This is a genomic window from Blautia sp. AF26-2, assembly GCF_003460955.1.
Classification (GTDB): domain Bacteria; phylum Bacillota; class Clostridia; order Lachnospirales; family Lachnospiraceae; genus Fusicatenibacter; species Fusicatenibacter saccharivorans.
Genome location: NZ_QTWD01000012.1, coordinates 81,202 through 107,891, shown reverse-complemented (window position 1 = coordinate 107,891; position 26,690 = coordinate 81,202). Strand labels below are relative to the sequence as shown.

18 protein-coding genes are annotated in these 26,690 nt (G+C 38.2%); 16 read left to right on the top strand and 2 right to left on the bottom strand.

Annotation, left to right across the window (positions count from 1 at the left end):
• The 7 genes from DWY63_RS14900 to DWY63_RS14865 form a co-directional block, all read left to right on the top strand.
• On the top strand, nt 1-857 hold an 857-nt coding region (locus DWY63_RS14900), incomplete at its 5' end, for a PucR family transcriptional regulator (protein WP_199607232.1).
• Between the two features lie 439 nt (nt 858-1,296).
• Entirely contained in the window at nt 1,297-3,015 is a 1,719-nt protein-coding gene (locus DWY63_RS18520) for an Rrf2 family transcriptional regulator (protein ID WP_243001901.1), read from the top strand.
• A gap of 272 nt (nt 3,016-3,287) precedes the next feature.
• Nucleotides 3,288-4,733 (top strand): Rrf2 family transcriptional regulator, encoded by a 1,446-nt coding sequence (locus DWY63_RS14885; RefSeq protein WP_117802527.1) that lies wholly within the window; start codon nt 3,288-3,290, stop codon nt 4,731-4,733.
• 36 nt (nt 4,734-4,769) lie between these two features.
• Nucleotides 4,770-12,893, top strand: a complete 8,124-nt coding sequence (locus tag DWY63_RS14880) for a Cna B-type domain-containing protein (protein WP_117802526.1) — start codon at nt 4,770-4,772, stop codon at nt 12,891-12,893.
• Nucleotides 12,894-12,926: 33 nt separating this feature from the next.
• Nucleotides 12,927-14,504, top strand: coding sequence for a SpaH/EbpB family LPXTG-anchored major pilin (locus DWY63_RS14875; protein WP_117802525.1), 1,578 nt, complete (start codon nt 12,927-12,929; stop codon nt 14,502-14,504).
• 101 nt (nt 14,505-14,605) lie between these two features.
• Nucleotides 14,606-15,475 carry a class C sortase gene (locus DWY63_RS14870; protein WP_117802524.1) on the top strand — a complete coding sequence of 290 codons (870 nt, stop codon included), beginning with the start codon at nt 14,606-14,608 and terminating at the stop codon, nt 15,473-15,475.
• Nucleotides 15,472-16,197 (top strand): hypothetical protein, encoded by a 726-nt coding sequence (locus DWY63_RS14865; protein ID WP_117802523.1) that lies wholly within the window; start codon nt 15,472-15,474, stop codon nt 16,195-16,197. The genes DWY63_RS14870 and DWY63_RS14865 overlap by 4 nt, the downstream gene beginning before the upstream one ends.
• Nucleotides 16,198-16,278: 81 nt before the next feature.
• Here the strand turns inward: DWY63_RS14865 and DWY63_RS14860 are convergent, their stop codons facing one another.
• Both DWY63_RS14860 and DWY63_RS14855 read right to left on the bottom strand, forming a co-directional pair.
• Nucleotides 16,279-17,649, bottom strand: coding sequence for a relaxase/mobilization nuclease domain-containing protein (locus tag DWY63_RS14860; protein WP_117802522.1), 1,371 nt, complete (start codon nt 17,647-17,649; stop codon nt 16,279-16,281).
• Nucleotides 17,616-17,939: a MobC family plasmid mobilization relaxosome protein gene (locus DWY63_RS14855; RefSeq protein WP_117761217.1), complete on the bottom strand. Its 324-nt coding sequence runs from the start codon at nt 17,937-17,939 to the stop codon at nt 17,616-17,618. The genes DWY63_RS14860 and DWY63_RS14855 overlap by 34 nt, the downstream gene beginning before the upstream one ends.
• 356 nt (nt 17,940-18,295) lie before the next feature.
• On the opposite strand from DWY63_RS14855, the gene DWY63_RS14850 reads away from it, so the two are divergent.
• From DWY63_RS14850 to DWY63_RS14815, 9 genes are all read left to right on the top strand, one after another.
• The gene (locus DWY63_RS14850; protein WP_243001900.1) at nt 18,296-18,979 is read left to right on the top strand and encodes an 8-oxo-dGTP diphosphatase; all 684 of its coding nucleotides are present in this window, start codon (nt 18,296-18,298) and stop codon (nt 18,977-18,979) included.
• Nucleotides 18,980-19,002: 23 nt separating this feature from the next.
• A complete protein-coding gene (locus DWY63_RS18060) occupies nt 19,003-19,176 on the top strand; it encodes a hypothetical protein (RefSeq protein ID WP_158565955.1) in 174 nt (57 codons plus the stop codon).
• 139 nt (nt 19,177-19,315) lie between these two features.
• On the top strand, nt 19,316-19,699 hold the full coding sequence (locus DWY63_RS18515; protein WP_243001899.1) for an AlbA family DNA-binding domain-containing protein: 384 nt from the start codon (nt 19,316-19,318) through the stop codon (nt 19,697-19,699).
• 30 nt (nt 19,700-19,729) lie between these two features.
• Complete coding sequence (locus DWY63_RS18510; RefSeq protein ID WP_243001903.1) at nt 19,730-20,530, top strand: ATP-binding protein; 801 nt, start codon at nt 19,730-19,732, stop codon at nt 20,528-20,530.
• Nucleotides 20,530-20,748 (top strand): winged helix-turn-helix transcriptional regulator, encoded by a 219-nt coding sequence (locus DWY63_RS18960; RefSeq protein WP_243001898.1) that lies wholly within the window; start codon nt 20,530-20,532, stop codon nt 20,746-20,748. Before DWY63_RS18510 ends, DWY63_RS18960 begins: the two co-directional genes overlap by 1 nt.
• Before the next feature lie 124 nt (nt 20,749-20,872).
• Entirely contained in the window at nt 20,873-21,052 is a 180-nt protein-coding gene (locus DWY63_RS14830; RefSeq protein ID WP_028086473.1) for a hypothetical protein, read from the top strand.
• Nucleotides 21,053-21,484: 432 nt separating this feature from the next.
• On the top strand, nt 21,485-24,358 hold the full coding sequence (locus DWY63_RS14825) for a response regulator (protein ID WP_117802519.1): 2,874 nt from the start codon (nt 21,485-21,487) through the stop codon (nt 24,356-24,358).
• Nucleotides 24,351-24,629 (top strand): hypothetical protein, encoded by a 279-nt coding sequence (locus DWY63_RS14820; protein WP_117802518.1) that lies wholly within the window; start codon nt 24,351-24,353, stop codon nt 24,627-24,629. Before DWY63_RS14825 ends, DWY63_RS14820 begins: the two co-directional genes overlap by 8 nt.
• 78 nt (nt 24,630-24,707) lie before the next feature.
• The gene (locus tag DWY63_RS14815) at nt 24,708-26,630 is read left to right on the top strand and encodes a hybrid sensor histidine kinase/response regulator (protein WP_055221365.1); all 1,923 of its coding nucleotides are present in this window, start codon (nt 24,708-24,710) and stop codon (nt 26,628-26,630) included.
• Nucleotides 26,631-26,690: the final 60 nt, after the last annotated feature.

The window sequence follows — 26,690 nt, the reverse complement described above, 5'->3', positions numbered from 1 at the left end:
ATGGATTTTTGAGTGAATTTGCACAGGATGAAGTGAAAAAGAAGTATCAGAGAGATATTATCCATAATATTCTGAATGGATTACTGAGTTCGAAAGAAATGACTGAAGCGGCAGCACAGCTCGGCATGAAAGAAAGCGATACTTACAGGGTTGTTGATTTTCATACCATCAAAAAAAATGTACAAAGAAAATATACAAAAGAACAGCTTCATGAAGTAGGTGTTATCGTGGGTGAATTGACGTATCTTTTGCCGGATGCGCTTATTTACAGAAATATGGATCAGATTGTTATGATTCAACAGGTAGATTCCGATCAGACAGAACTGGAGTATCAGAAAGAGATGGAAGAAGTAAAGGATGTTATCCAGCGAAGCATCCTTTATAGAAAGAAAGATACAGACTTTCAGATTGGTATAGGAAAAAGTGTGGAAGGGTATCAACGATTGAAAGAATCTTATCACGAAGCAAGTCGGGCTATCAAGTATATAGACATTATCCGCCTGGTGACTGGTGATAAGAATAAGTCAGTAGTACATTATTCGAACCTCGGATTTTTCCAGATATTCGGCAAAGTTGATGATGTGACGGAACTGGAAAGATACATTCCGGAAACATTAAAGAAATTATATTTATATGATGAACATAAGGGAGAATTGATTACAACCTTGCAGATGTATCTTAGAAATAAGCAAAGTATCAGGAAAACTGCAAACGCAATGTTTGTTCATTATAGAACGATATCTTACAGGCTTGAAAAAATAAAACAAATTTCTGGAATAGATTTTGACAATGCAAATGAAGTACTGGCAGTCAGTAATGGTCTGATTATTTATAAAATGTTAAAAGAAATAGAATAGAAAAAGAAAGAGAAATCATGTTGAGGCATGGTTTCTTTTTTTGAACGAAGTTCATAAAAAAAGTATTATATGGAAGAGTATCGATACGATGGAACAGATTTTACAAAAAAATAAAAAAACTTTTCCTGTTTGGAACATTACAAAAAAATTAAAATGGTATACAATCTTGGAAATGGTGATGAGAAACAACATTATCTGATCCAAATAGACAATGAGAAAAAATTATATTGAAAACCCATCATCGCATTACTATATGTTGCGATATTATTATTTATAGAATTCTAAATCTTATATCTGATGATAGAGTAGAATGGCCCCCATATCTTGATGAAATTGATGGAAATTTTTGAATAATCAATTTCATCGTCCGACAGGAACCCACTATTTTTTTAAGACGAATTAATACTTAAAATAGTTTAGTTAAGGGAAGGGGAAAGCTATGCAGCTTACAAGTACAACGGATTATGCTATCAGAATCGTATGTTATCTGGCAGCACAAAGGCAGATGATCTCTACATCAGAATTATCTCAGAAACTAAGTGTTCCGTCCAGTTATATTCCCAAAATAACAAAAAAGTTAAAACAAGCAGGAATCATAGAAGCCTGTGAAGGGATAAATGGTGGATATCAGATTGCAAAACAGCCAGAGAAGATATCTTTAAGGGATGTAATATCGTGTACAGAATCCACCATGGCAATTAGCAGGTGCCGGGAAAAAGAGGGAGGCTGCTCCAGAAATTATATAGACTGCTGCAAAGTACATCAGATTCTGCTGGATCTGCAAAATATATACAATAACCGCTTGGAAACCGTAAAGATATCAGACATTATCCGTCCTGGTAAGGATGAATATTTTGGAAGATTTTATGTGGTTATAAAAGTTAATCTGAGAGAAAAAAATTATGAATGTATTTATTCTAATAATCATGATGTCTATGAACAAGTAAAAACAGCAGAATCATATGATGATTTTATAAAAAAATATGCAGAAAAATATATTTGTGAAGCAGACTGGGTGAATGTCCAGAAATGTTTTGCAGGTGAGAATTTAACAGAACGTCTTGTAGATGGATGTGTGGAAGAAGAAATTTTCTATCGCGGAATCATTGAAAATAACGGTACATCGTATGTATGGATGAAAGCTAGAAAGTATGTGGATGTAACGGAAAATACAGCAATTATTACATTTCATAATGCAAAAGTGATTCCGAATACGATTGTAACAATGGAACGGGAGCTAAGAAAAAAAGAGCAGGATGTTTGTATGGAAATCGAAAATGCGGCTATTAACTTGCAGCATAGATTTTTAAGTGAATTTGCACAGGATGAAGAGAAAAAGATGTATCAGAGAGATATTATCCATAATATTCTGAATGGATTACTGAGTTCGAAAGAAATGACTGAAGCGGCAGCACAACTCGGAATGAAAGAAAGCGATACTTACAGGGTTGTTGATTTTCATACCATCACAAAAAATGTACAAAGAAAATATACAAAAGAACAGCTTCACGAAGTAGGTGTTATCGAGGGTGAATTGATGCATCTTTTGCCGGATGCGCTTATTTACAGAAATATGGATCAGATTGTTATGATTCAACAGGTAGATTCCAATCAGACAGAACTGGAATATCAGAAAGAGATGGAAGAAATAGAGGAGGTTATCCAGCGAAGCATCCTTTATAGAAAGAAAGATACAGACTTTCAGATTGGTATAGGAAAAAGTGTGGAAGGGTATCAACGATTGAAAGAATCTTATTACGAAGCAAGTCAGGCTATCAAGTATATTGAGATTATCCGCCTGGTGACTGGTGATAAGAATAAGTCAGTAGTACATTATTCGAACCTCGGATTTTTCCAGATATTCGGCAAAGTTGATGATATGACGGAATTGGAAAGATGCATTCCGGAAACATTAAAGAAATTATATTTATATGATGATGAACATAAGGGAGAATTGATTACAACCTTGCAGATGTATCTTAGAAATAACCAAAGCATCAAGAAAACTGCAGGTGCAATGTTTGTTCATTATAGAACGATATCTTACAGGCTTGAAAAAATAAAACAAATTTCCGGAATTAATTTTGACAATGCAAATGAAGTGCTGGCAGTCAGTAATGGTCTGATTATTTATAAAATGTTAAAAGAAATAGAATAGAAAAAGAAAGAGAAATCGTGTTGAGGCATGGTTTCTTTTTTTTGAACGAAGTTCATAAAAAGATATTAATGGAGAATATCGATACAATGGAACAGATTTTACAAAAAAACGGATAAATATTTTCATTGATTGTACATTATATTAACCGGTTTCAATCTGTATAATTGAGAAACTGATGAGAAAATATTTCAGGAAAAGAATCACTGCTACAGAGGATAGTATTTTTTTGATATAAACTAAGACTTTGCAGGGCTTAGATTAGAGGGATAACGATGCAACTAAAAAATTCAACAGATTACGCAATTAGAATTGTGTGTTACTTAGCAGCACAGGAACGGATGGTATCTACATCAGAATTGTCAAGGAAGCTAAATGTTTCGGCTAATTATGTTCCTAAAATAGCGAAAAAACTGAAAAATGCAAAAATAGTCACTGCCTGTGAAGGTACAAATGGTGGCTATATGCTGGCAAAACAACCGGAGAACATTTCTTTAATGGATATCATATCGTGTGTAGAGGAAACAATGGCAATTAATCGTTGTTTGGAAGAAGATCGTTTTTGTTCCAGAAATTTAGAAGATACCTGCAAGATACATAAAATATTGTTGAGTCTGCAGAATACATACAATAATAAATTAGAGAGCGTAAAAGTTTCAGATGTTATCCGCCCTGGAGAAGATGAATATTTTGGACGATTTTATGTTGTATTAAAACTGAACTTGAAGGAAAAAAGCTACGAGTGTGTATATTCACATATCCGTGAAGTGTATGAGAAAGTAAGGAAAACAGAAAGCTATGAAGAGTTCATAAGCCAATATGTAGAAAGATACGTGTATGCTTCTGACCAAAAAATGGTTCATGACTTCTTATCAAGTGAAGGATTAGAAGAAAGACTAGTTGATGGATGTATGGAAAAAGATCTTCCATATCGCAGAATTACTGGAAAAGATAAGAATGCATATGTTTGGATGGAAGCAAAAAAATATATAGATGCAAATGAGAATACTGCAATTATCACCTTACATAATGAGAAGATTGTCCAGAACACGGTTATAAAGATGGAAAGAGAACTCATAAAAAAAGAACAGGATATGGCAAAGCAGTATTGGGATATGGTATCACTTTTAACCACTGTATTGAATCATAATCAGATAGTTGAATCAGGGTATCAAGATGATATCAGCTTCTATACAAAACAGGTATATCTTCAATTGCAGAAGAATTATCCGGAATATGGGATTACAGATGAAGAAATTTCGTCAGTAGCGCATTTAGCGCCGATTCATGATATTGGAAAGATAAAAGTGCCAATTGAAATTTTAAATAAGAATGGAAAATTGACAGATGAAGAAATGAATGTAGTAAAGCAACATCCATTAGTAGGTGCGGCGATGACCCAGAGATTCCCAAAGGGGGTAACAACGGAAAAGCTGAATCAATATAGCTATGAAATATGCAGACATCACCATGAAAGATATGATGGATCAGGATATCCGGATGGTTTGAAAGGAAATGCGATTCCAATGTGTGCACAGGTCGTTGGGATTGTTGATGCTTACGATGCATTGATCAATGATCGTCCATACAAAAGAAAATATGAACCGGAAGAAGCAATACGGATGATTTCAAATGGTGAATGCGGAGCGTTTTCCAATCAGCTGATGCAATGCTTTCAGGAGGCAGCAAAGCAGCAAAACTGGTTAAAAAGGCAAAATTAAAGTAACAAATGAAGGCAAAAGATTAGAGGTCCAGATATGAAGAAAAAAAGAAGGATAGAGAACAGAATTATCGCAGTAATATTATGTATAGCTATCTTATTTTCTCAAGTGAATATTGCGGATGCGGCAGATCTGAATCCATCAGGTACCAACACGAGTCAAGTGGCCCTTTCTGATGAAACCAATATGAGTAATGATGAAGCATCAACCGAATCCTCAGTTTCAGATGAAATAAATGGCACCACGGAGTCCGAATCTTCGATATCGGAGGAAACAAATGAAAACTCAAAGAATAACGAATCGGAATCTTCCGGTGGAAATGTTAAAGCAGAATCAACAGATAATATAGATGCTTATTATAAGGATAGTAAAATATGCATTTATAATTATGAACAGTTAAAACAGATTGGTTCAGATGCTTATGTTTACACGGGTGATAAGGACGGAAAGATTGGTTCTGGAGATGTAGTAAAGAGTGAAGGCACAGAGCTGAAATACGGTGCAGATGCTCAGTACATTTTGATGAATGACATCCAGATGAACTCGGAACAGATGTGGTTAGTACCGGATTCATTTACCGGAACTATCACAGGTACGGAAGTAGAAGAAAACGAAACACCAACGCTGTATGATAAGGAAACGGACACGATTTACATATATAATCCATATCAGTTAATGGTGCTTGCACAGGAAGAATCTGAAACAGAACCAGTTATGTCGATGGATTATGATGCACCACAGTTTGGTATGGGGCAGATGATTTATCCGGATGGAGAAGATCAGGAGTATCTGACTTATAGTAAGTCTCATAATTATGTGTTATCGCAGAAGTTTAATTCGGATAAGCCGGAACTGGTTGCAGATCAATTGACAGAAAAATCAGCGAATGGAGTTCAGTGGCTAGATGGTGAACATGCAGATGGAAGAACAAAACCAGGGCAGTTATATGTAGAAGTTTCTGGGAAGAAATATATTCTGATCGGAAATGAGTCACAGCTGCGGGCAATTGGAAGCAATAAGAGCGTAACTCCGAGACTGTATGTTTATTACAAACCGGGCTTGGTAAGTGGTCTGTTTGGTGGCGAGCCTTTTTACAGTCCTTATTATCCGGGAGATGCGGACCTTGGTCTGGATGCTGTAGCAAAAGAAGGTGCAACTACTCACGGTCTTATAAATCCAAAGCCGGACAATGTCAAAGGAGAAAACTCATATCTATATTATAAAGATAAAACAAACGGTGTAGAGAACGGTAAATACAAGCTGGCGAATGTAAACCTTTCCGATGATAACATTCTTGCAGGTTTGCTTAAAGGCGTAGGTGGTCTTTTAGGGACATTACTGGGCGGACTTACTGTTGGAACCGGTGAATTTTGTGGAGTCAATGAAAATGGTCTTCCTGATAAAAATATAGATAAATATAAATTAAGGAGTGAATACGGCAATCTTAAATATTCATCCAATGCAAATTACATCATTTTCCGAGATGTTGACTTATCAAAGGATGGTGTGAACTCAAATCAAGAAGATGATCTTTGGACACCGCTTATGGTATCGGGGGATATCAAAGGTGCAAAGTTAGCAGATGGACAGGCGACACTTACGGACGGAAATTCTATTTTGGCAACTGGAAAACCTGTAATTTCTAATGTGAATGTGAACCAGACAGAAGAAATGGATGGTTCTAAGTATATAGGAATTGGTTTTTTTGGAACAATTACGAATGAGGTTAATGTAAACAACATTGGTGTCAGTGCCGGAACGGTCTCTGTATCAAACCTGGAATTACAAAATGTAAATGTACAAAACAATACGAATACGCATAAAAATACACAGACTATAATAAGTGGACTCACATCAGGGCTTGGATGGCTTGTAGGTGGTGTGGTTGATTTATTAGTAGGAGTTTTAACATTTGGAAGCGTAAACCTGAATTTGAGAGATACATTATCAGCACTTTTAAATGCAAGAGCAAAGGATCCGACGATTTATGCAACAGGTGCATTTGCCGGAAGGCTAGTGGGAGATGTTTCCATTGAAAACTGTGATGTGACAGGAACAGTCAGTGTTTCGAATATTAATGATCGTACGGGTGGGTTTGTCGGTTATACAGAAGGTGTAACAGAGTATGACGGATTGTCAAAAGCTCTTGGAGTAACGGTGAATGCATTATCATCATTGTTAAATGCAATTCCGGGACTTGGGCTTGGAGATTTGATCACAATTCTTCTGGACAATGCATTGCCGGTTGGTAGTTTAATCCCTACTGGATACAAAAATGTAAATATCAAATACTGTCATGTAGAGAATCTGGCAGGAACTATCGGAGCTGCGGATAAAGATTATGCAGGTGGTTTTGTAGGACAGCAGGTAGGAACAAGAATCTTTGACTGCTCCGTGAAAAACAGTAGTTATTCTGTAACGGCAAAAGAATACGGCGGAGGATTTGCAGGAATCAGCAGAGATGCAGAAATCCGAGGTTTGTTAAGTGATGTAGGTGTTGAACTTATTCGAGTAATGCAGCCACAGAGTATCTTGTTAAATTGCAATCTGACAGGATGTAATGTCTCAGTATCTGGTGAAAATTATCAAGGTGGTATTGTAGGAGCACAGACAAACAGTTATGCGGTCAACTGCGGAGCGAATGGAAGCATCGCAGTTAAAGCAAGTGGAAGTTATGCCGGTGGTGTGAGTGGTATTTCAACAGTTGGATGGATTACAAACCTTGGAAATAAAGAAGTCAAGGATGCAAGCCTTTTAACAACAGTGAAAGACTTGTTGACAGGTCTTTTGTCGAGTGATCCAGAAAAATCAGGTATGCTCTTGTCACTTGTAGGAATTGCACCATCAGCAATCCTGGGATGTAATATGGATTGTTCATCAGTTTCAGTTGAGGCTGGTAAGAGTTATTCTGGTGGTATTCTTGGTGGCGGTGATGGCGTCTATATTGCAGAATCCAGTTCCGAATATTTAAATAAACTTCCGTATTGGAAACATGGCGGAGGAGATGCGAGCAGTGTAGCCCAAAGAGATAATGTGCTTACAGGATTGAAAACAGTTACGGCAGGTGAAAATCGTGCCGGAGGTATTGCCGGAAGTGTAACAACAGCAAATGTCACAGGACTTTTAAATAATACGCTTGGAATCGGAAACTTCCTTGGATTTACTGTGCATCATGTAACTGTGACAGGAGTAAATGATGGATATACAGTTGAAGCAAAAGAAAATTATGCCGGCGGAGCGCTTGGCGAGGCTGTTGGTGGAGATGTGGATACTGTAACATTAAATCAGGTAAAATCTGTTACAGCAAAAAACAGAGTAGGTGGTTTTGCCGGTTGTGCAGGTCCGGGAGATCTGGCAGGTGGAAACGGGCTGACTTTGAATCTGTTAGGACTGAACAACTTGCTGAAAGTTGAAAATCTGCTTTCTGTGGCAGAAGGTGTCAGAGTTAAAATCAACGAAGCTCATGTAAATGGCATCACAGGAGGCATGACTGTACAAGCAACAGGTACAAATTCCAACGGCGAAGTAGTGGATTATACAGCCGGTGGTTTCATCGGAAAGAGTAACAGCTGTGAGATCATTAAGTCCGATGTGAAAAATTTAAAAGAAGTAACAGCAAATGATACAGATGGTTTTGCAGGAGGATTTGTAGGTTCTTCACAGACCGGAGGGCTTGCAGATGTAGCTGGTGAAGCGGATGTCAAGGCTTTGCTAAATGCAAATAAGTTGTTAGGTGCTGTCAAGTACTTGCTTCCTTCTTATACAGAGTGCACGGTTACTTATGTTGATAAAGGCGGAGTTGCTGCAGATACAGCCGGTGGTTTTGCCGGAAACTTCCAGAGTGGAACGGTTAACAACCAGGATGCAGGAGAAGGTAACTATTATTCTGTGTATAATCTGGATCATGTAAACGGGCAATCTTATGCCGGAGGCTTTGGTGGAAATGTTTACTCCGGAGCATTGGCAGATGCTGGAGGTGGAATCAGCATTCTGGGCGGAATCACAGGTCTGAATATAAATGTTGGAGATCTGCTTAATCTGATCAATGCCTACATTCCATATGTGCAGTATGCCGGAGTTAAGTCAGACAACGGATTTACTGTTACTGCCAACAAAATGAAAACAGACGATAGCAATTCTGGAAGTGCCGGAGGATTTATCGGTTACGGAAGCGGTGTACAGATAAGCTACTGTGATGTTACGAATCTGAAGCATACTACTGTAAAGGAACCGAAGGATCTGGAAGCAAATGAAGCACCAGCATACTATGATGAAAATAAAAGCACATATGCAGTAACCGGTGTCAGATATGCAGGTGGATATATCGGATATATGGATATTGGTTCTGCAGCTTCCATCGGAAAAGGTTTGAGTGTACTTGGCAAGTCGATAGGAATCAATCATGTGCTGGATGCATTGAACGTCGTTGTTTCTACGATAGAACATTCTGATGTTACAGGAAATGTTGGAGGTTTTGCAGTAAAAGCGACCTGGAAAAATACAGCATCCGATGCATCAGCAAATGACATACTTGGTGATGCAGGTGGTTTCGTCGGAAAGATATCTGGTGGACATATTCAGGATTCAAATGCAAATAACTTCTCATATATCATTGGACAGATTACAGCCGGTGGTTATGTGGGAGACTTGCAGCCAGGAAATGTGGCAAATGTCCTTGGCGATACTGGTATCTTAGATGGTCTTGTTAATGTGTCAGATACATTGGCATCATTAGCGGAGGACTTTGTACCGACGATCAGAAACAGCTCTACGACTTGTATTCCTTGTGGTGGTGCAGTTCGTGCAGATGCTGATTCCACAACACAGGTACAACGAGGTATGGCCGGAGGTTATGCAGGACATAATGAAGGTGGTCACATCTGGGGAAACAATACAAAGAAATGGAAAGGTAAAGACTATACCGGACCAACAGGTACTTGTAAAGCAGTAAGAATCCGCTCGGTATACGGAGAAGAAATCGCTGGTGGCTTCACAGGACTTATGGAGTCAGCAGATACGGCAAGTACCGGAAACCTGTCCTTGTTGTGGGGACTGGTAAAAGTAGATAACATCCTGGGAGCACTCAGTGTTGTCTATCCGACGGAAGAAAATACGGCAGTTTACGGTCCACTTGCCTTGATGGATTATAAAACTTGGAATGATTGGGTAGAATTCGTTGGTAAATATAAAGGTTACGGAAGTGATCTTGCAAAGAATGGTAAAGTAAACAGTCAAGAAGAACTTGATGCGATTATTGGGAAATATATATATGGATACAATGTTGTCGCAGGAAGAGAAAATTACCGGGATGAAATAAAACTGGCGAATGGCGGTGCAGCCGGTGGCTATGTTGGTTCGATGCAGACTGGAACCATTACGAATGGACAGGCTTATCAGGCGAAGACAATTAAAGGGCTTCGCTGTGCCGGCGGTTTTGCAGGAGAAATGATAAACGGCGGAGCAGCAAATCTCGGAGGAGTTGATATCCTCGGTCTTAAACTGGAATTAGGACGAATGATAGATGTTCTTAATGTATTTGTACCAGTAATTAAGCAGTCTTCTGTGGAAGGTTATCAGAGTGGATTAATTGTTCAGTCAGAAGGAATCAATGCCAAGGATGCCTGTGGTTATGCAGGAGGTTATGTAGGAAAACTGATTGGTGGACAGATCTGGGGCGAAAATAATGCTCACTGCCAGGTTACAAAGCTGAGACGAGTTGACGGAAGAAGTTATGTCGGTGGATTCGTCGGAAGCTCTAGACCAGGAAGTGTAGCAACACTGAATCCAACTGCAGGAGAAGGATTACTTAGCCAGCTTCTGAATAAACTGTTAAGTACACCGGCAGATTTGATAAAAGTATTAAATGCCACAGTCGCAACGATCCGTTATGCGGATGTGGAATCCTGGGATGACTGGGGAATCATCGTAAATGGTGCTTATGCAAGTGGAAGTAATAACACTTCTTATGCAAAAGCAGCCGGAGGATTTGCCGGAAATCTGGAAGGAACTGTACTCGGTAAGAAGGATACGGAAGAGGCAGGAGTTTCTGTACAGAATATCCGTTCCGTAGTCGCAGGTGAATATGCCGGAGGATGCTTCGGTGTTGCTGACGTAGCCGGAGTTGCCAATATCAGTGCAGGAAATGAGACCTCGCTCCTTGATAAATTATTAAAGCTTGGAAGAACCGATGTGCTGGATGCGTTTAGAAGTTATGTATATTACGGAACTGTAAGCGGAAGCAAGGATGCTGGCTTAAGTGTCAGCGCAAACACGGCGATAAAATCCGGACAGAATAATCAGGTTACCTATAGTGGAACAGCCGGAGGTTTTGGCGGCTCACTGTTAAATGGTTCTGTGAAAAACAGTAAAGTAACAGAATTAAGTAATGTAAGAGGTTTAAATAGTGTCGGAGGATTTGTCGGCTATTCTGGAAAGAGTGGAGTAGTTAAGGCAGACAAGATAGATGTTATTGGAGACAATACAGGACAGTTACTTGGTGGAGCTCTTGGAGTTATGGACGTTTTTGGTTCTCACATTGATGACTGTGCAGTTACAGGAACTGATGAGGGTTACACTGTGCAGAGTACAAATGGAGAAGAGCAGATTGCCGGAGGATTTATCGGATATGCAAATCTTGCAAGAATGTCGAATTGTACAGCAGGTGACAAGACGAACCAGAAAATTGGACTGAAACAGGTAGCGTCAGGTGGGACAGCCGGAGGATTTGCAGGACGAACAAGTTTCGCTTATCTTGCAGATTTGAAGCTGGATTCTGGAGCAGTGAATGTAATATTCTCAGTTGTTAATCAACTTGTAAAAGCACTATATCTGGATAAAATCCAGGATTCCGATTTTCTGAAGATTAATCTTGGAATCATCAAAGTGGATGCGCTGTATGATGGCAAACTGCTTCATGTAAATCTGCTTGGATTGGATATTTCTGTAGGACTTTCAAAAAAGTCAACGGATAACAATCAACAGACAGACCTTGCAATTATTACGATTGGAGATTCATCCATCAAACTTCCATGCGATGAAAATGGACTTTTGAATGATAATGATGCCAAATCCAATATCAGTGTGAGTCTGATCAAGGCGAATCGAACAAAAATCACAGATAGTAATGTCTACGGTGTCAGTCAAGGATATGATGTCTATGCCGGTGGAGCCGGAAATAACAATGATGGTGATGCTAAAGACGGACGAAGTGGTGGCTTTGTTGGATTCAACGATGAAGGACTTTTGAAGAACAACAACATGTATTACTGTGATGTGGTTCGGGGAACAAAAGATCTTGTTGGACCATTTAGTGGAAAAAGTGAACTGGATACGGTATATGACTTCAATAGCCAGGAAAAGGTGGAAGGCGAAAAGAACAATTATCGTATTTATAGAAAACTGGATCAATCATTAGATCAAATTGAAAAGAATAACAGTATCTTGAACAGCAGTCATGAAAAGGATGATGCAAGCGGATGGGATATTTATACAATAGGACACATGAATCCGGTAAAGACCTTTGAGACTTTAAAGAATGCTGTTCTGGCAAGCAAGAGTGATTCAGTGAAAGCAGATCTTAATGCCTATGAATCACCAGCAAAAGCAGTATTGATGGCAGATACTAAAACAACATTGAACACGGGAGATAGTGATACACCGGAACCATCCGAGTCACAGGATCCATGTGATGAGAACATCAAGCTGACGATCAATAAAGTTTGGAAAGATTTAAACAATTTTGATCATTCAAGACCAAACAGTATTACGGTAACAATATCACGTACTTGGAAAGATAAGGCAGGAAATGAAACGACAGAACCAGTACCAGGTTACGAGAGTTACAAAATAGAAGGTTCTATCGATAAATCTAAATGGCAGGAGGTGATAAAGGAACTCCCGGCATACAAGACAGATGGAGATGAAATTTATTATTACACGTATTCCATCACAGAAGCAAAGGTGGATGGTTATACAACAACGATAGATAAATCGCCAGATGGATTTACCTTCACAATAACTAATAGACATTTCCCAGGTCTTCCGGATACCGGAGGATACGGAAGCTATTTGATTTACCTGATAGCTGTTCTGCTTTTCCTGATATATTTCGTAATGAGATATAAAAAATGCAAGGAAAATAAAAAAGCAGAAAAACTATAAAAGAAAAATTCTCAAGAAAAGGAGACAATAGTTATGAAGAGAATGAAAAAAATCATGGCATTAATGCTGGCAGCGATTATGATGATGGCTATGTCTGTCACAGCATTTGCCGCAGAAGGAGCAGCAGGAACACACACACTTACAGTTAATGTGAAAACAGGAGAGGGTGTTCCAGCACAGACACTTAAAGATCAGACAATTTATCTGTATAAATTGTTTGATGTGACAGAGTCTGGTACAACAGGAGCAAAGAACTATGCATATACAGTGAATACTGCAGCTGGTTATAAAGATGTATTGGTAGCTGCATTAAATACTGCAACAATTACAACATCTTCTACAGATGAGGACATTGCAAATGCTGTAAGAAATATTGGTAACAGTGATACTAAAGAAGTACAGGATTTTGCGAACGCTTTTACAACACAGGCATTAACTAAGAACCCTAAATTAGATGCTACAGCAAACTCTGGAAAACTTGAAGATGTAACATCTTATAAATTTACAGGCTTAGAGGCAGGTTACTACTTAGTATATGTAACTGGTGGAAAAGAGATTCAGTCTTCCTTAGTTACAGTAGACGCTGATACAACTCAAGTAAACTTAAAATCAGAAACACCAAGCATTGAGAAAAAAGCTGACAAAGAGACTGTAAGTATCGGACAGGTAGTGAAATATACCGTAACAGCTTCTATTCCGGATACAACAGGATATGCAGAATATGTATACAAAATCCACGATACATTGTCAACAGGTCTTGATTTTGTAAAGAATGCCGACGGAGATGCTCTTGATAATGCAACTGAAGCAAATGTTACAATTGCATTTAAAGATACAGGTGTTACAGCGGTAGGAACAACACCTACAACAGCAGCACTTTCCGGTGAAGGCAACAGAACAATGGCTCTTGACCTGTCTGCATGGGTAAGAGATAACCAGACAAACAAAGGAAAAGCATTCACCGTTACATATTATGCAAAAGTTAATGCTAACGCAGTTGTAACAGAAAAGAACAGTGCTACATTGGAATATGGTAATAAACCAAGTGAAACAACAAAAACAACACCAAGTGAAGCAAAGACACCTACATACCCACTTGATATCTTAAAGAAAAAAGCAGGTACGGGTACAGGAGAGGTTGCATTAGAAAAGTTAGCAGGTGCAAAATTTAAGTTATACAAAGATAGCGTTGATGATACAAATGTAATTAAGGTATCTGAGACAGCAGTTAAAGGGAGCTATGTTGTAGATCCAACCTCTGCTACTACAGAATTTGAATCAGTTGGAAATATTGAGGAACAAGGTTACAACCTCCGTGTCAATGGTCTTGCAGCAGGAACATACTATTTAGTAGAGACACAGGCTCCAGAAGGATTCAACAAGTTGACAGATCCAATTAAAGTTACAATTACAAAAGATGGCGATACAAATTGGACTGTTAAGAAAAACGATACAGCAGAAGATGACAAGATTATTGATGTTGAAAACAGCTCAGGTTCCCTCCTTCCATCCACTGGTGGACGTGGAGCAATCGCATTTGCTGTAATCGCAGCTATCCTTGTATTTGGTGTAGCAGTAAGCTTCATCCGTGATAAAAGAAAAGAAGCATAATAAATAATTTTACTAGAGATACAAGATAATATTTAAGGAATGGGCGGTTATCTTCCACGGAAGATAGCCGCAATTCCAAGTATAACAACAGGGAGAATGAAATGAAGAGTAAGAAGAAAAAAAAGAAGATAACAATAAAAGATATCATTCGTCTGATCGTGCTTTTGGTTGCATTCTCCGTATTGTTATATCCAACGTTTAGTAGTTATCTGAACGAAAAGAATGGTTCCAAAGTTGTATCCTATTATGATGAGGAAAGTGTAAAGTTGAGTAAGGCAGAAAAAGAGCAGATGTTGGAAGAGGCGAGAGCATATAATAAGGAAATGCTGGGAAATATTGATTTGATTGATCCATTTTCGCAAGAAGATGTGGAAATAGATGCTCGTTATGAGGGACTGTTAAACGTAGATGGTTCGGGAATGATGGGATATATCCGTATTCCTAAGATTAATATAGAACTTCCAATCTATCATGGAACAAGTGAAGCAGTTCTGCAGACAGGTGTCGGACATTTCTGGGGTACATCTCTTCCAGTAGGTGGAGAAAGTACACATACAGTTCTGACAGGACATAGAGGTCTTCCGACAAAAACACTATTTACCAATATGGATAAATTGGAAGTAGGAGATATTTTTTACATTAAAGTTTTAGATGAAACACTGGCATATCAGATTGATCAGATATTAACAGTTTTACCGGAAGAGACAGATGGGTTATCTATTGAACCAGGCAAGGATTATGCAACACTTGTTACTTGTACACCATTTGCAATTAATACACACAGACTTTTAGTTCGTGGAGAGAGAATACCTTATGAAGAGGCAACGAAGCAAGAGCCGGATACAAATATAAAACCGGAGTTATCTTTTACTGCTAAAGTGCTGATTGTAACAATTATAGTAATTTTCATAGGACTGATGATTGCTGTAATTTATAGTATACGAGATAGAAAAAGGAGGAAAGTAAGGTGAGAAAGAAGATAAGAAGTATTCACATTATTTTATTCGTTATGCTTTTTCTTGTCGGTAATTTTATAGATATTTCAACAATCCATGCTGAAGCAGGAAGCAGAACAGGAAGCATTCAAATCAGTTACAAGGGGAGAAATAGTTCGGATAAAGAAGTAACTCTTTCCGGAGCAAAGTTCTCGATAATTCCAATTCAATATATGAAAAATAATGAGCTGGTCTGGGAAGATGGTTTTAAAGATTCAGGTATATCATTACAAGATACCAGTGCAGAAGCAAGAGAAAAACAGGCAAAACGATTGTTTGCATTTGCGAAGGAAAATGATATTTCCGGCTTAATGCAAGAAACGGATAGTTCGGGACGCACGAGTTTTGGAGAATTGGATGAAGGAATTTATCTGATTGCACAGATTGGAAATGTGGAAAGTGGTACAGATAAATTTGAATCTGCTCCATTCCTTGTTAATATTCCATCTGAAATCAATGGGAATGTAGAATATAACGTAACGATAGAACCTAAAGCTGAATGGGTTTCACCAGAAATACCACCGAGCAATCCAGATAAGCCAAAGGATCCGACACCTTCAAAACCAGATAAGCCAAATACTATTCAGAAAATAATAAATACGGTAAAAACCGGAGATACAACAAATATAGTTGCATGGTTTTTAATAGCGATTGTTAGTCTTGGTTTGATTGTAGGACTCTATAAAAAGAGAAAATGAAGTAGCCATTATTTAAAGAAAACTGATCCATTGCGGTGGAATCAGTTTTCTTGTTTTATATGGTTTAAAACGTTTCTGATATTAATGTTGAAGTGGTGGTGCGACGGTACGATGGATATCGTTGTTTGAAATTTGAGGAGCATTGAGCAGTGCTGTGAAATTCTGTTGGATAATATCTAGTATCTTCTGTTTTTTCTGCAATTCCTGTTTTTCCCGGACAGTAGCTGCCTGTTCAGATTCAAGATTTTCAATCCGTTTCTGGATTTTATTAGAGCTTGGGATTTTGGTGACACCCAGATCCTGGAGCTCTTTTTTTAGTGAATCGTGGAGTTGGTATTCTGCCTGATGTTTGGTCCGGTATGCTTTTGGATTTTTAGCAGATTTGCAATCTTCAATCACTTTTCGGCAGAGACGGTAAGAATCACAGTGCTTTTGAATGATTTTTTGTGTGCTCAGCTCACTGTTGATTTGTGTTATTCTCTGATCAGCCGCTTTAACAGAAGCATCAACATCAGAAACATGCTGTTGGAAATCGTCATAATTAAGTAGATTGTTTTCGGAAAGATAGTTGAAGGTGCGGGCCGCTTCTTTCAGGTTATTAAGTTTTGCCCACCGTTCAAATCCTTCTCGATTTCCGGTTGTGACATAAGTGGAGATATTGATATACAAGCGAGCTTCTCTGGTCAGATGTCTTGGAGTTTTTACTTTGCTACGATTTTTAGCCAGACGGATGCGGACATTTTCTTCGCTATAATAACTTCCAAGAGATTTCATATAAGTGAAATTCTTCTGCTCCGGTGCACGGAAGGATAGGTGCTTTCCTTGGCGGACTTCGTATCCGGCTAACTGCATTTTTTGTAGAAATTCCTCATAGTTGATGGAAGTCCAGATTGCTTTGTCAACTGCGACACGTAGTTTGGCTTTCCAGCTGGTGCCACGATGATACTCCATGTTCTCTTTATAGCTTTTACCTTTTTCTCCGGTTGGCATACTGGTGGCAAGTCCATTTTCATGGCAGATACGATTACTGATTCTGCAGAGTTTATGGTAGCTCCGCTTATTGGAAACATACTTGTGATGATCAACAAAGCTTGCAGCGTTGAAGATGATATGGTTATGGATATGATTTTTGTCAACATGGGTACTGATCACATATTCATATTTTCCTTTCAATACTTCGTCTGCAAATTGCTGACCTAAGCGATGGGCATTTTCGGCATCAACTTCTCCAGGTTTGAAGGACTGGATCAGATGAAATGCCAGGTTATCACCTTTGTCCATTCCATTCTTTTTTGCCATTTCTCTTGTCATAGAAAATTCAAGATCTGCAGTTTCAGGGGAACAGCCAAAACTGGAAACTAACAGTTTTTCATCTGTCTTATCTGGATTTGTAATATAGTCCAGAGCTTTCTTGTCTGTTACTTTAATGGGGAAGATTTTAAGATATGCCATATTTCTTTTACCATCTCTTTCAATTCTTGCATTTCTTCCGGATATAGATCTCCGGTGGTATTTACCTTTTTTGCAATCTGGTTGATATTTACACCAATCTTGTGCATTTCCTCATACTGTTTCTTCAGTGGAGTGGTATCGGTGTTGACGATGTAACCGTCGATTGCCATTTTTCGCAGATAAGCTCCCATGTTTTTAGTTTTTGACTCTATCATCTTTCTGCGGATAAGCTTCCTTTCTTCTTCGGTGACATAAAAATGAATTTCTTTGTTTCTTTTTCTTTCAGCCATTAGCAGTTTCTCCTTTCTGAGAGGGCAGTAGTATCGTTGCTTTCAGCGTTTTTCAATTTAGGGCAGGGTACCCTAAATTGGGATTTCCCGGAAGTGTATCCTCACTTCCTGTCCTTGCTATTTACCGGTGGCACAGCCGCCGGAAGAGAGTCCTTAAAAAGATTCCTCTATAAATAAGGTACTGAGAGAAGAAAAAGAGGACATCGAAGCTCAGAAGTATGACGCAGGCATGATTCTGTGGTATAGTAAAATCTGAATGAAAAAGAAGAAAAGAGGTCAAACCGATGTCACGGAAAAACCATAAGATGATAGATGGGAGACTACTGCAAACGAATAAGAAGTATTCCCAATTAAAAATGAAGCAGAAAGAAAAGATTGCAGAATGGATGTTTCAGGTAACCAGAGATTATTATATGAAAAAATGTACTTTTCCGAGTGACAAACATCTGGAAGAAGTGGTGGATTCTGTTTATGAAAAAATTGAAGATGCAGAAATTTGGATTCCGTATGGAGAGGTCTTCAAGCATTATAAATCCAAACGATCGGATATCAACAAACGTGTCAGAAAATCTCTGAATGAAAAAGAAGAGAGTCGGATTGAGAAGGTCTGTTTTATGAATATGTGTATGATTCAGGATCATAAAGGGAATGTACTGGCTCTGGATAAAGTAAATGATAGCTATACCGGTACAACTTTTCCAGGCGGTCACGTAGAAGCAAATGAGATTTTTCAGAAATCTATGATTCGGGAAGTCTGGGAAGAAACAGGACTTACGGTTGAAGCACCGAAGCTTGGAGGATTATATCATTGGCATAAGAGTGGAGTGCACTATGTTATTACCTTGTATAAAGCGGATAAGTTTACCGGAGAATTAAAGAGTTCTGAGGAAGGAAGAGTTTATTGGATTCCGCTGGAAGAGTTAAAAACAAAAGAACTTGCTACAGGTATGGAACACGTTTTGCGTATTCTGGAATCAGAGAAGGTGGATGAGTGCTATATGCATCTGGAAGCAGATGGATATGTGGGAGACTTGTATTAAAGAATTACATGAGAAATGTGTGCTTGGGTAATGATGAGCCAAGTGAATATTCTGGTGCTAAACAGGCAAGGAAGATTCTTGAACAGGCAGCTGCTTTATTTGCCAGTGGAACTATGAACAATGAGGACAAAACTACTTTCATGGATGAGATGACGAGACTTTATCTGGCATCTAAAAAGAACAGAAGAAAATGGTAAGAAAAAATGAACTGTTTTGTTTTCTTGCTTGCTAGAAAAGAAGGATAGAATGTATAATAGTGTTAATGATCCAGAGAGGTTTACTCTGGAAATAGAATTATTCGCACCAATGGTGCGAGTATAGATTAGGAGTGAAAGAATGGTAGAAGATACTATGTTTTCCGGGGAATCGAAAAATATTGAGTACAAGGTATCCTTACCTGATAAAAGTGAAAAGTACATGAAGACAATCGTAGCTTTTGCCAATACACAAGGTGGCAAGCTGATTTTTGGAGTAGATGATAAAACACACCAGATTGTTGGTGTGGAAAATGATGTGTTGTTTCAGCTGATGGATGGAATTGCCAATGCAGTTTCTGATTCCTGTGTGCCACAGATCATTCCTGATATTGAGCCGCAGACGGTAAACGGGAAAACAGTTATTGTTGTATCAGTAGAAGCAGGAAAGAATAGACCATATTATCTAAAATCAAAGGGAAAAGATAATGGTACTTATATCCGTGTTGCAGGTACATCAAGGTAGGCATTTTCAGAGAAAATAAAAGAATTGGAGATGGAAGGAGACAGAATCTCCTGGGATGAACTTACCTGTGTAGGATATCCAGTTTCAGAAGAAGCTACAGAGAAACTTTGCCAGGATATTGAAAAGTTCCGGAAAAAAGCAGGAATGTCAGATCATTCTGTGAAGAAAGAGCAGCTGATAAACTGGAAGATCTTAAAGCAGAGTGAGGGACAGCTTCTGGCAACGAATGCCTATGCGTTGCTGACATCAGATTATTTCTCATTTTCTAAAACCCAATGTGCGGTATTCAAGGGAATAGATCGTGCAGTATTTCTTGATAAGAGAGAATTTATAGGACCAATCTATACACAAATCGAAGAAGCAGTAGATTTTGTATTGAGAAATATTCGACTTGGAGCAACAATTGACGGATTGGTGCGAAAAGAGAAATATGAGCTACCACCGGAAGCAATCAGGGAAATGATCATTAACGCCCATTGTCACCGTAACCTGTTGGATGAATCTTGTATTCAGGTCGCAGTTTATGATGAAAGACTGGAGGTGACTTCTCCGGGTGGATTATATAACGGATTAACTTATGAGGAAGTCATGAATGGTCATTCGAAGATCCGGAATAAAGGCATTGCTAATATATTCAGTCAGATGGGACTTGTAGAAGCATGGGGAAGCGGAATAAAAAGAATCCTTAATGCTGCAGAAGAGTATGGACTTTCGAAGCCGAGATTTCAGGAATTCGATAATATGTTTCGGGTAGAGTTGTTCCGTAGTTCATTTCCGATGACAAATGGAAAAGAAAACATCGGAGAAACATCGGAGAAGCATCGGAGGTAGTGTGGAGAACAGACCTCAACGATACACAGAAAAAGATTATAAAGTTACTTTCAGAAGATCATCAATTATCAGCAGTTAAGTTAGCTAAAAAAATTGGGGTTGCCAGTCGAAATATTGAGAACAATATTAAGAAGTTAAAAGAGTATAGTATTCTTATAAGACATGGATCTCCAAAGAATGGTTACTGGGAGATTGTAGATAAAGATCTACAGGAGTGAGAAGTAAATTAGTCCAAGATAGCTCAAGATTAGTCCAAGAGAATATATATATAAATAACAAAAATAGATTGACATTTTGTAGTAATCAGTAGTAAACTGTACTTGTGGAAGGGAAGTGATATGTTTGGCTAGAAAAACACCAAAAGATGGCAAAGAAGAAAACATACGAGTACGGGTGACTCCAGAACAAAAACAGAGACTTGTTGAGTATGCAGAAAGACACTATCAGAGCATGAGTGGTGTTGTATGTCAGGCATTGGATCTCCTGTACGCAAGAGAAGAACAACAAAATAATAAAGAGTAAAATGGAGTTATTTTGGAGTTTATTTCTTCATAAGCGGTGCGAAAAACGCAAAATCAGAACGCATGTTCGAAATATAAACCTCTAATAACAGCCTTTGCGTGTCATGAAACGCAGTCCGCAAAGGAGTTCGAGTAACGGACTAAAATGCCGAAAGCCTGTATTTATGCGGGTTTTCGGCATTTGTTTTATCGAATGACTCTAGTTTGGCTCTATTTGTGGGGAGAGTAATAGCAAGATTAAGGAGTAAAAGAATGTAATTACTCTGTTAGTAAATTGACACAAGTTGGCTGTAGAGTATAATTATAGTAAAAGTACAGCAGAAGCTGTCGCAAAGATATTTATAAAAATGTTGTGGAGGTATTGAACATTAATGAATGTAAAATTAAAATCTGCAAGCAAGCAAGCGACTGTAGCCTGGAGGGTGGGAGAAAGATGAAGAAGTGCAAATTAGTACAGAATATAAGAAATTTCAAATTTTGTTATTTTATATTTTGCATAATGATATGTTTGGTTGTTTTTCCTGTTTCCACATCTGCCCAAGAAAATTCTGATCATGTTATCCGGGTAGGATCTTTTGAGGAAACTTATAATGTAGTCAATGAAAAGGGAGAAAGAAGCGGCTATGGTTATGAGTATCTTCAAGATATTGCAGGTTATGCAGGATGGACATATAAATACATAACAAGTGATTGGAAAAACTGCTTTACACAGTTGGAAAATGGAGAGATTGATATTCTTGGTGGCATTTCCTATACAGACGAACGTGCTGAAAATATGCTTTTTTCCGATATGCCTATGGGGGAAGAGAAATACTACATCTATACGGATGCATCCAATATGGATCTTACGGCAGGAAATTTGGATTCTTTTGAGGGAAAAAATATTGGTGTGTCTAAAGATAATATAGTGGAGGATGTGCTTAATGAATGGGAATCAAAATATGGTCTGCATACGAAGCATATCAATGTTTCTACAACCACAGAAATTATGGACAAACTGTCGAAACATGAAATTGACTGCTTCGTTTCGGTAGAAGAATCCCGTTGGGAAGAATCGGATATTTCACCGCTTACAAGTATTGGAGAGACAGAAATCTATTTCGCTATAAATCCAGAACGTCCGGATATCAAAGAAGCATTGGATAGTGCTATGCGCAGAATCAAGGATGACAACCCATTTTACACAGATGATCTCTACAGGCGTTATCTTTCTGCACAGAGCAGCTCGTTTCTTTCAAAAGAAGAAAGTGAGTGGATCGGGCAGCATGGTGCAATCCGGATAGGGTATCTGAATCAGGATGGAGGTATCAGCAGTGTAGATCCATCAACAGGTAAACTGACAGGTGTTATTACAGATTATGTGGATCTTGCAGAAAATTGTCTGCAAGGTCAGACTCTGGAATTTGAATTAAATGGATATGAGACAAGAAGTGAACTGCTTCAGGCATTGCAGGATGGAAAAATAGACCTGATTTTTCATGCAAACCAGAATCCATACTTTGCAGAAACAAATGGATTTGCTTTGTCGGATACGCTATTGACTCTCGATATGGCAGCAATTACGGCAAAGGATTCTTTTGATGAAAATAAAGAGAATATAGCTGCCGTTGAAGAAGATGATTTTGCATTGAAAGCATATCTTTCATACAATTATCCGCAATGGAAGGTTGTGGAATATGAAACATCAGATGCAGCAGTAAAAGCAATGCAGAAAGGGGAGACGGATTGTATTGTAAGCAATTCAGGTACTGTTTCAGACTATTTGAAAAATAATAAGCTTCATAGTGTTTTCCTGACAAAAGAAGCTGATGTTCCATTTGCTGTTCAGCAGGGAGAACCGGTTCTTTTGTCCATTCTGAATAAAACACTGACATCTATGCCTACAACTCAATTTTCAGGTGCAGTAGTTTCGTATAATGCTTCCTCACGAAAAGTTACAGCGAAGGATTTTATTCAGGACAATTTACTGACAGTATCACTTATCGCTGGAATTTCTTTTTTCGTTGTTCTGTGTATAATTCTTGATTCTTTGAAAAAATCAAAACGTGCGGAAGAAAAATCCAAGAAGTCTGCTGAGCAGGCATTGAAGCTGAATCAGGAGCTTGAAGAAAAACAGCAGGAATTACAAAATGCACTTGTAGAAGCACAGAGTGCCAATAAGGCTAAGACTTCCTTTTTAAATAACATGTCTCATGACATCAGGACACCGATCAATGGCATTATGGGCATGCTTACAATTCTTGAAAAAAGCGGAAATGATGGTGAGCGGGCAAAAGATTGCCTGAATAAAATAAATGAGTCTTCGAAATTGCTATTATCATTGGTAAATGATGTTTTGGATATGGCAAAGTTAGAATCGGATACCGTGGTTTTTAGTGATGAATCCATCAATCTGGATCAGGTATGTAAAGAAATCACGGAGTCGCTATACTTTCAGGCAGAAGAAAAAGGACTTCATGTTATAGGAGAACATGATGATTACAGTGGTATATATGTTTGGAGCAATGCAGTTCATCTGAAAAAAATATTGATGAATCTGTTTACAAACAGTATGAAGTACAATAAGGTGAATGGTTTTATTTACATGAGTATGAGAACGATTGAAAGATCAGAAGATCATATGACATGTGAATTTAAAATAAGAGATAATGGAATTGGAATGTCAGAAGGATTTATAAAAAATGAATTGTTTACTCCATTTGTACAGGCAGATAATTCCCCACGTTCTGATTATAATGGGACAGGTCTGGGAATGCCTATTGTGAAACAACTTGTAGAAAAGATGGGCGGAACCATAACAGTTGAAAGCAAGCTTGGTGAAGGAAGCTGTTTTACTGTAATACTTCCATTTAAAATTGATACGAATGCACGGCCAGAAGAAAAAGAAGATTTTGATGCAGATATATCAGATATCCGGGTATTGCTGGTTGAAGATAATGAGCTGAATGTGGAAATAGCAGAATTTATGCTGACGGAAAATGGAGCTAAAGTAGAAACAGTGAACAATGGGTTAGAAGCTGTTCAGCATTTTGAAGCTTCCGAACCGGGAACATACGATGTTATTTTAATGGGTGTTATGATGCCGGTGATGGATGGTCTTACTGCTACAAGAACAATAAGAGCTCTGGATCGGCAGGATGCAAAAACAATTCCTATCATTGCTATGACTGCAAATGCATTCAGGGAAGATGCCGAAAGGTGTATGGAAGCAGGAATGAACGCACATCTTGCAAAGCCGTTGGATGATGAAAAAATTAAGCAGACCATAAGCGAAGAGTTGAGAAAGCAAAATGCCTGTCATGAATGATTATGAGGCAACCGCAGCAATCAGGAGCCTTCCAGGTGCATGGGATAAGCAGACAGGAAACAGAGGATGTGCATCGGAGAAACTGTATCAGTTTTGTGATACAATGGCTGCATCTGAATACCGCTCGCTGATCCGTCCATTTCTGGATATCTCTACACTTTCAGCAAGATTAAAGGCGGAAGAATGCATTTCCACAGAATACCGTATGTGTGATGGCAGTTGGCACAGGATGCTTTTTACTGTAAAAAAAGGGATGAGTCTGGAAATGTAACCCATGTTTGTAAAATACGTGAAGAGTTGAGACGTTTTTGTATTAAATTAAAATTAGATAAAAGGCATGTGAAATACGATGATGAAAAATAACTATATAAAACAAAAAAGAAAAGATCAAAATCCGGTAAATCATTGGAAAATTTTTGAGGGACGGTTGGTATTCCTTCTGGCAATGGTGATTTTGGCTGTTGTTGCATATACTTTTATTTTACAACAAGCATATACCAAAACTGCTCTGAAAACAGAAATTGAACGAGATATTTCCAGTGCAGATGCGGTTCATAAGCTGGTAAATGACAGACTGGGACGAAAAGATTTTAATGAAATAAAAAGTAAAGCTGATGAGAATACAGAACTATTCAAGAATATGTCGACATATATGAATGAAATCAGAACGCTGAATTCTACGAGATATATTTACACAGCAACCAGAAATGAAGACGGTAGATTGATTTACGTTGTAGACGGACTGGATCCATCGGCTGGTGACGTCAGACATCCGGGAGATCCGATTGAAAAGGAGATGGTTCCTTATATAGAAAAAGCACTTTCTGGAAAAACAGTATATTCTCAGGATATTGTTGATACAACATGGGGACCTATTTTTACAGCCTGTTATCCTGTGACAGCGGAAGATGAATCTAATGAAGTGATAGGTGCTTTCTGCATAGAAATGGATATGCAGAAAGCGTATGGAATGGTTGAGAAGACGAATAAGTTAAGTATTGTACTGGGATGCATTACAGCGTGTATTTTGGTAATATTATGTACCTGTGGATATTCTGTATATAAGAAGCAAAAAGAAAATGAGCAGAAACAGCAAAAACTGTTGCAGGAAGCTGCAAGACTGGCCGATTCAGCTAATAAAGCAAAATCAACATTTCTATTTAATATGTCTCATGATATTCGTACCCCTATGAATGCAATCATTGGATATGCAGAATTGGGAGAGAAACATTTAAAGGAGCCAACTATATTAGAGGATTACTTTGAAAAAATATTATTGTGCGGAAAGAAAATGCTGCATTTGATTGATAACATTCTTGAATTAGCACGAATCGAAAACAACCAAGCAACGCTGGATGAAACAATAACAGATGTTTCTAAAAACTTTGATTTATGTATTGATATGTTTAGAAAACCGATAGAAGAAAAACATCAAACACTGAAAGTCAATAAGAACATTCGATATCCATACCTGCATATGGATGATGCAAGATCATCTGAAATTACGATTAACATTTTGAGTAATGCTGTGAAATACACGGGTGAAGGCGGTAACATAAGCTGTACATTGAACCAATATCCCGGCGAAAAAGAAGGTTGGAGTGTATTAGAGCTTATCATAGCAGACAACGGAATCGGAATGTCAGAAGAATTCCAAAAACATATTTTTGAATCATTTTCACAGGAACGATCTTCGTCAGACAGCGGAATAGAAGGTAGCGGACTTGGCATGGGAATCGTGAAGAAACTGGTGGATTTAATGAATGGCAAGATCACAGTTCAGAGCAAACCGGGAGCAGGTTCTACTTTTACAATCACGCTTCCATTAAAAATAGCAAATGCGGAAGAAAGGAATCCGAAACATGCAGACGGTCAGTTGAATATCAAAAAACTGGAAGGAAAAAGGGTTCTTCTGGTAGAAGATAATGACTTGAACGCAGAAATTGCAACGGAACTTTTGACGGAAGAGGGAATCATGATAGAAAGAGCGGAGAACGGCGTTGCATGTATTGATATGTTTAACAAAGCAAAGCAAAATTACTACAGTCTGATTCTGATGGATATTCAGATGCCGATTATGAACGGATATGAAGCATCCAGGAGAATTCGAGAACTGAAAGACGGTAACAAATCGCAGATTCCAATTGTTGCAATGACAGCAAATGCGTTTGAAGAAGATAAGAAGATGGCTTTGGCAAGTGGCATGAATGATCATGTTGCAAAACCAATAGATATGAATGTATTATTGCCGACTATTATGAAATATATGTAAAGGAAGAAAGAAGGACACTGATTTTGTAGTCAGTGTTCTTCTTACATATCAGTCGACTAA

Coding starts and splice junctions, on each gene's coding strand:
- DWY63_RS14885 (WP_117802527.1), top strand. CDS start 3,288: ATGCAACTAAAAAATTCAACAGATTACGCAATTAGAATTGTGTGTTAC.
- DWY63_RS14855 (WP_117761217.1), bottom strand. CDS start 17,939: ATGGCTGAAAGAAAAAGAAACAAAGAAATTCATTTTTATGTCACCGAA.
- DWY63_RS14870 (WP_117802524.1), top strand. CDS start 14,606: ATGAAGAGTAAGAAGAAAAAAAAGAAGATAACAATAAAAGATATCATT.
- DWY63_RS14860 (WP_117802522.1), bottom strand. CDS start 17,649: ATGGCATATCTTAAAATCTTCCCCATTAAAGTAACAGACAAGAAAGCT.
- DWY63_RS18520 (WP_243001901.1), top strand. CDS start 1,297: ATGCAGCTTACAAGTACAACGGATTATGCTATCAGAATCGTATGTTAT.
- DWY63_RS14850 (WP_243001900.1), top strand. CDS start 18,296: ATGAAGCAGAAAGAAAAGATTGCAGAATGGATGTTTCAGGTAACCAGA.
- DWY63_RS18510 (WP_243001903.1), top strand. CDS start 19,730: ATGGAAGGAGACAGAATCTCCTGGGATGAACTTACCTGTGTAGGATAT.
- DWY63_RS14820 (WP_117802518.1), top strand. CDS start 24,351: ATGAATGATTATGAGGCAACCGCAGCAATCAGGAGCCTTCCAGGTGCA.
- DWY63_RS14880 (WP_117802526.1), top strand. CDS start 4,770: ATGAAGAAAAAAAGAAGGATAGAGAACAGAATTATCGCAGTAATATTA.
- DWY63_RS14815 (WP_055221365.1), top strand. CDS start 24,708: ATGATGAAAAATAACTATATAAAACAAAAAAGAAAAGATCAAAATCCG.
- DWY63_RS14875 (WP_117802525.1), top strand. CDS start 12,927: ATGAAGAGAATGAAAAAAATCATGGCATTAATGCTGGCAGCGATTATG.
- DWY63_RS18515 (WP_243001899.1), top strand. CDS start 19,316: ATGGTAGAAGATACTATGTTTTCCGGGGAATCGAAAAATATTGAGTAC.
- DWY63_RS14825 (WP_117802519.1), top strand. CDS start 21,485: ATGAAGAAGTGCAAATTAGTACAGAATATAAGAAATTTCAAATTTTGT.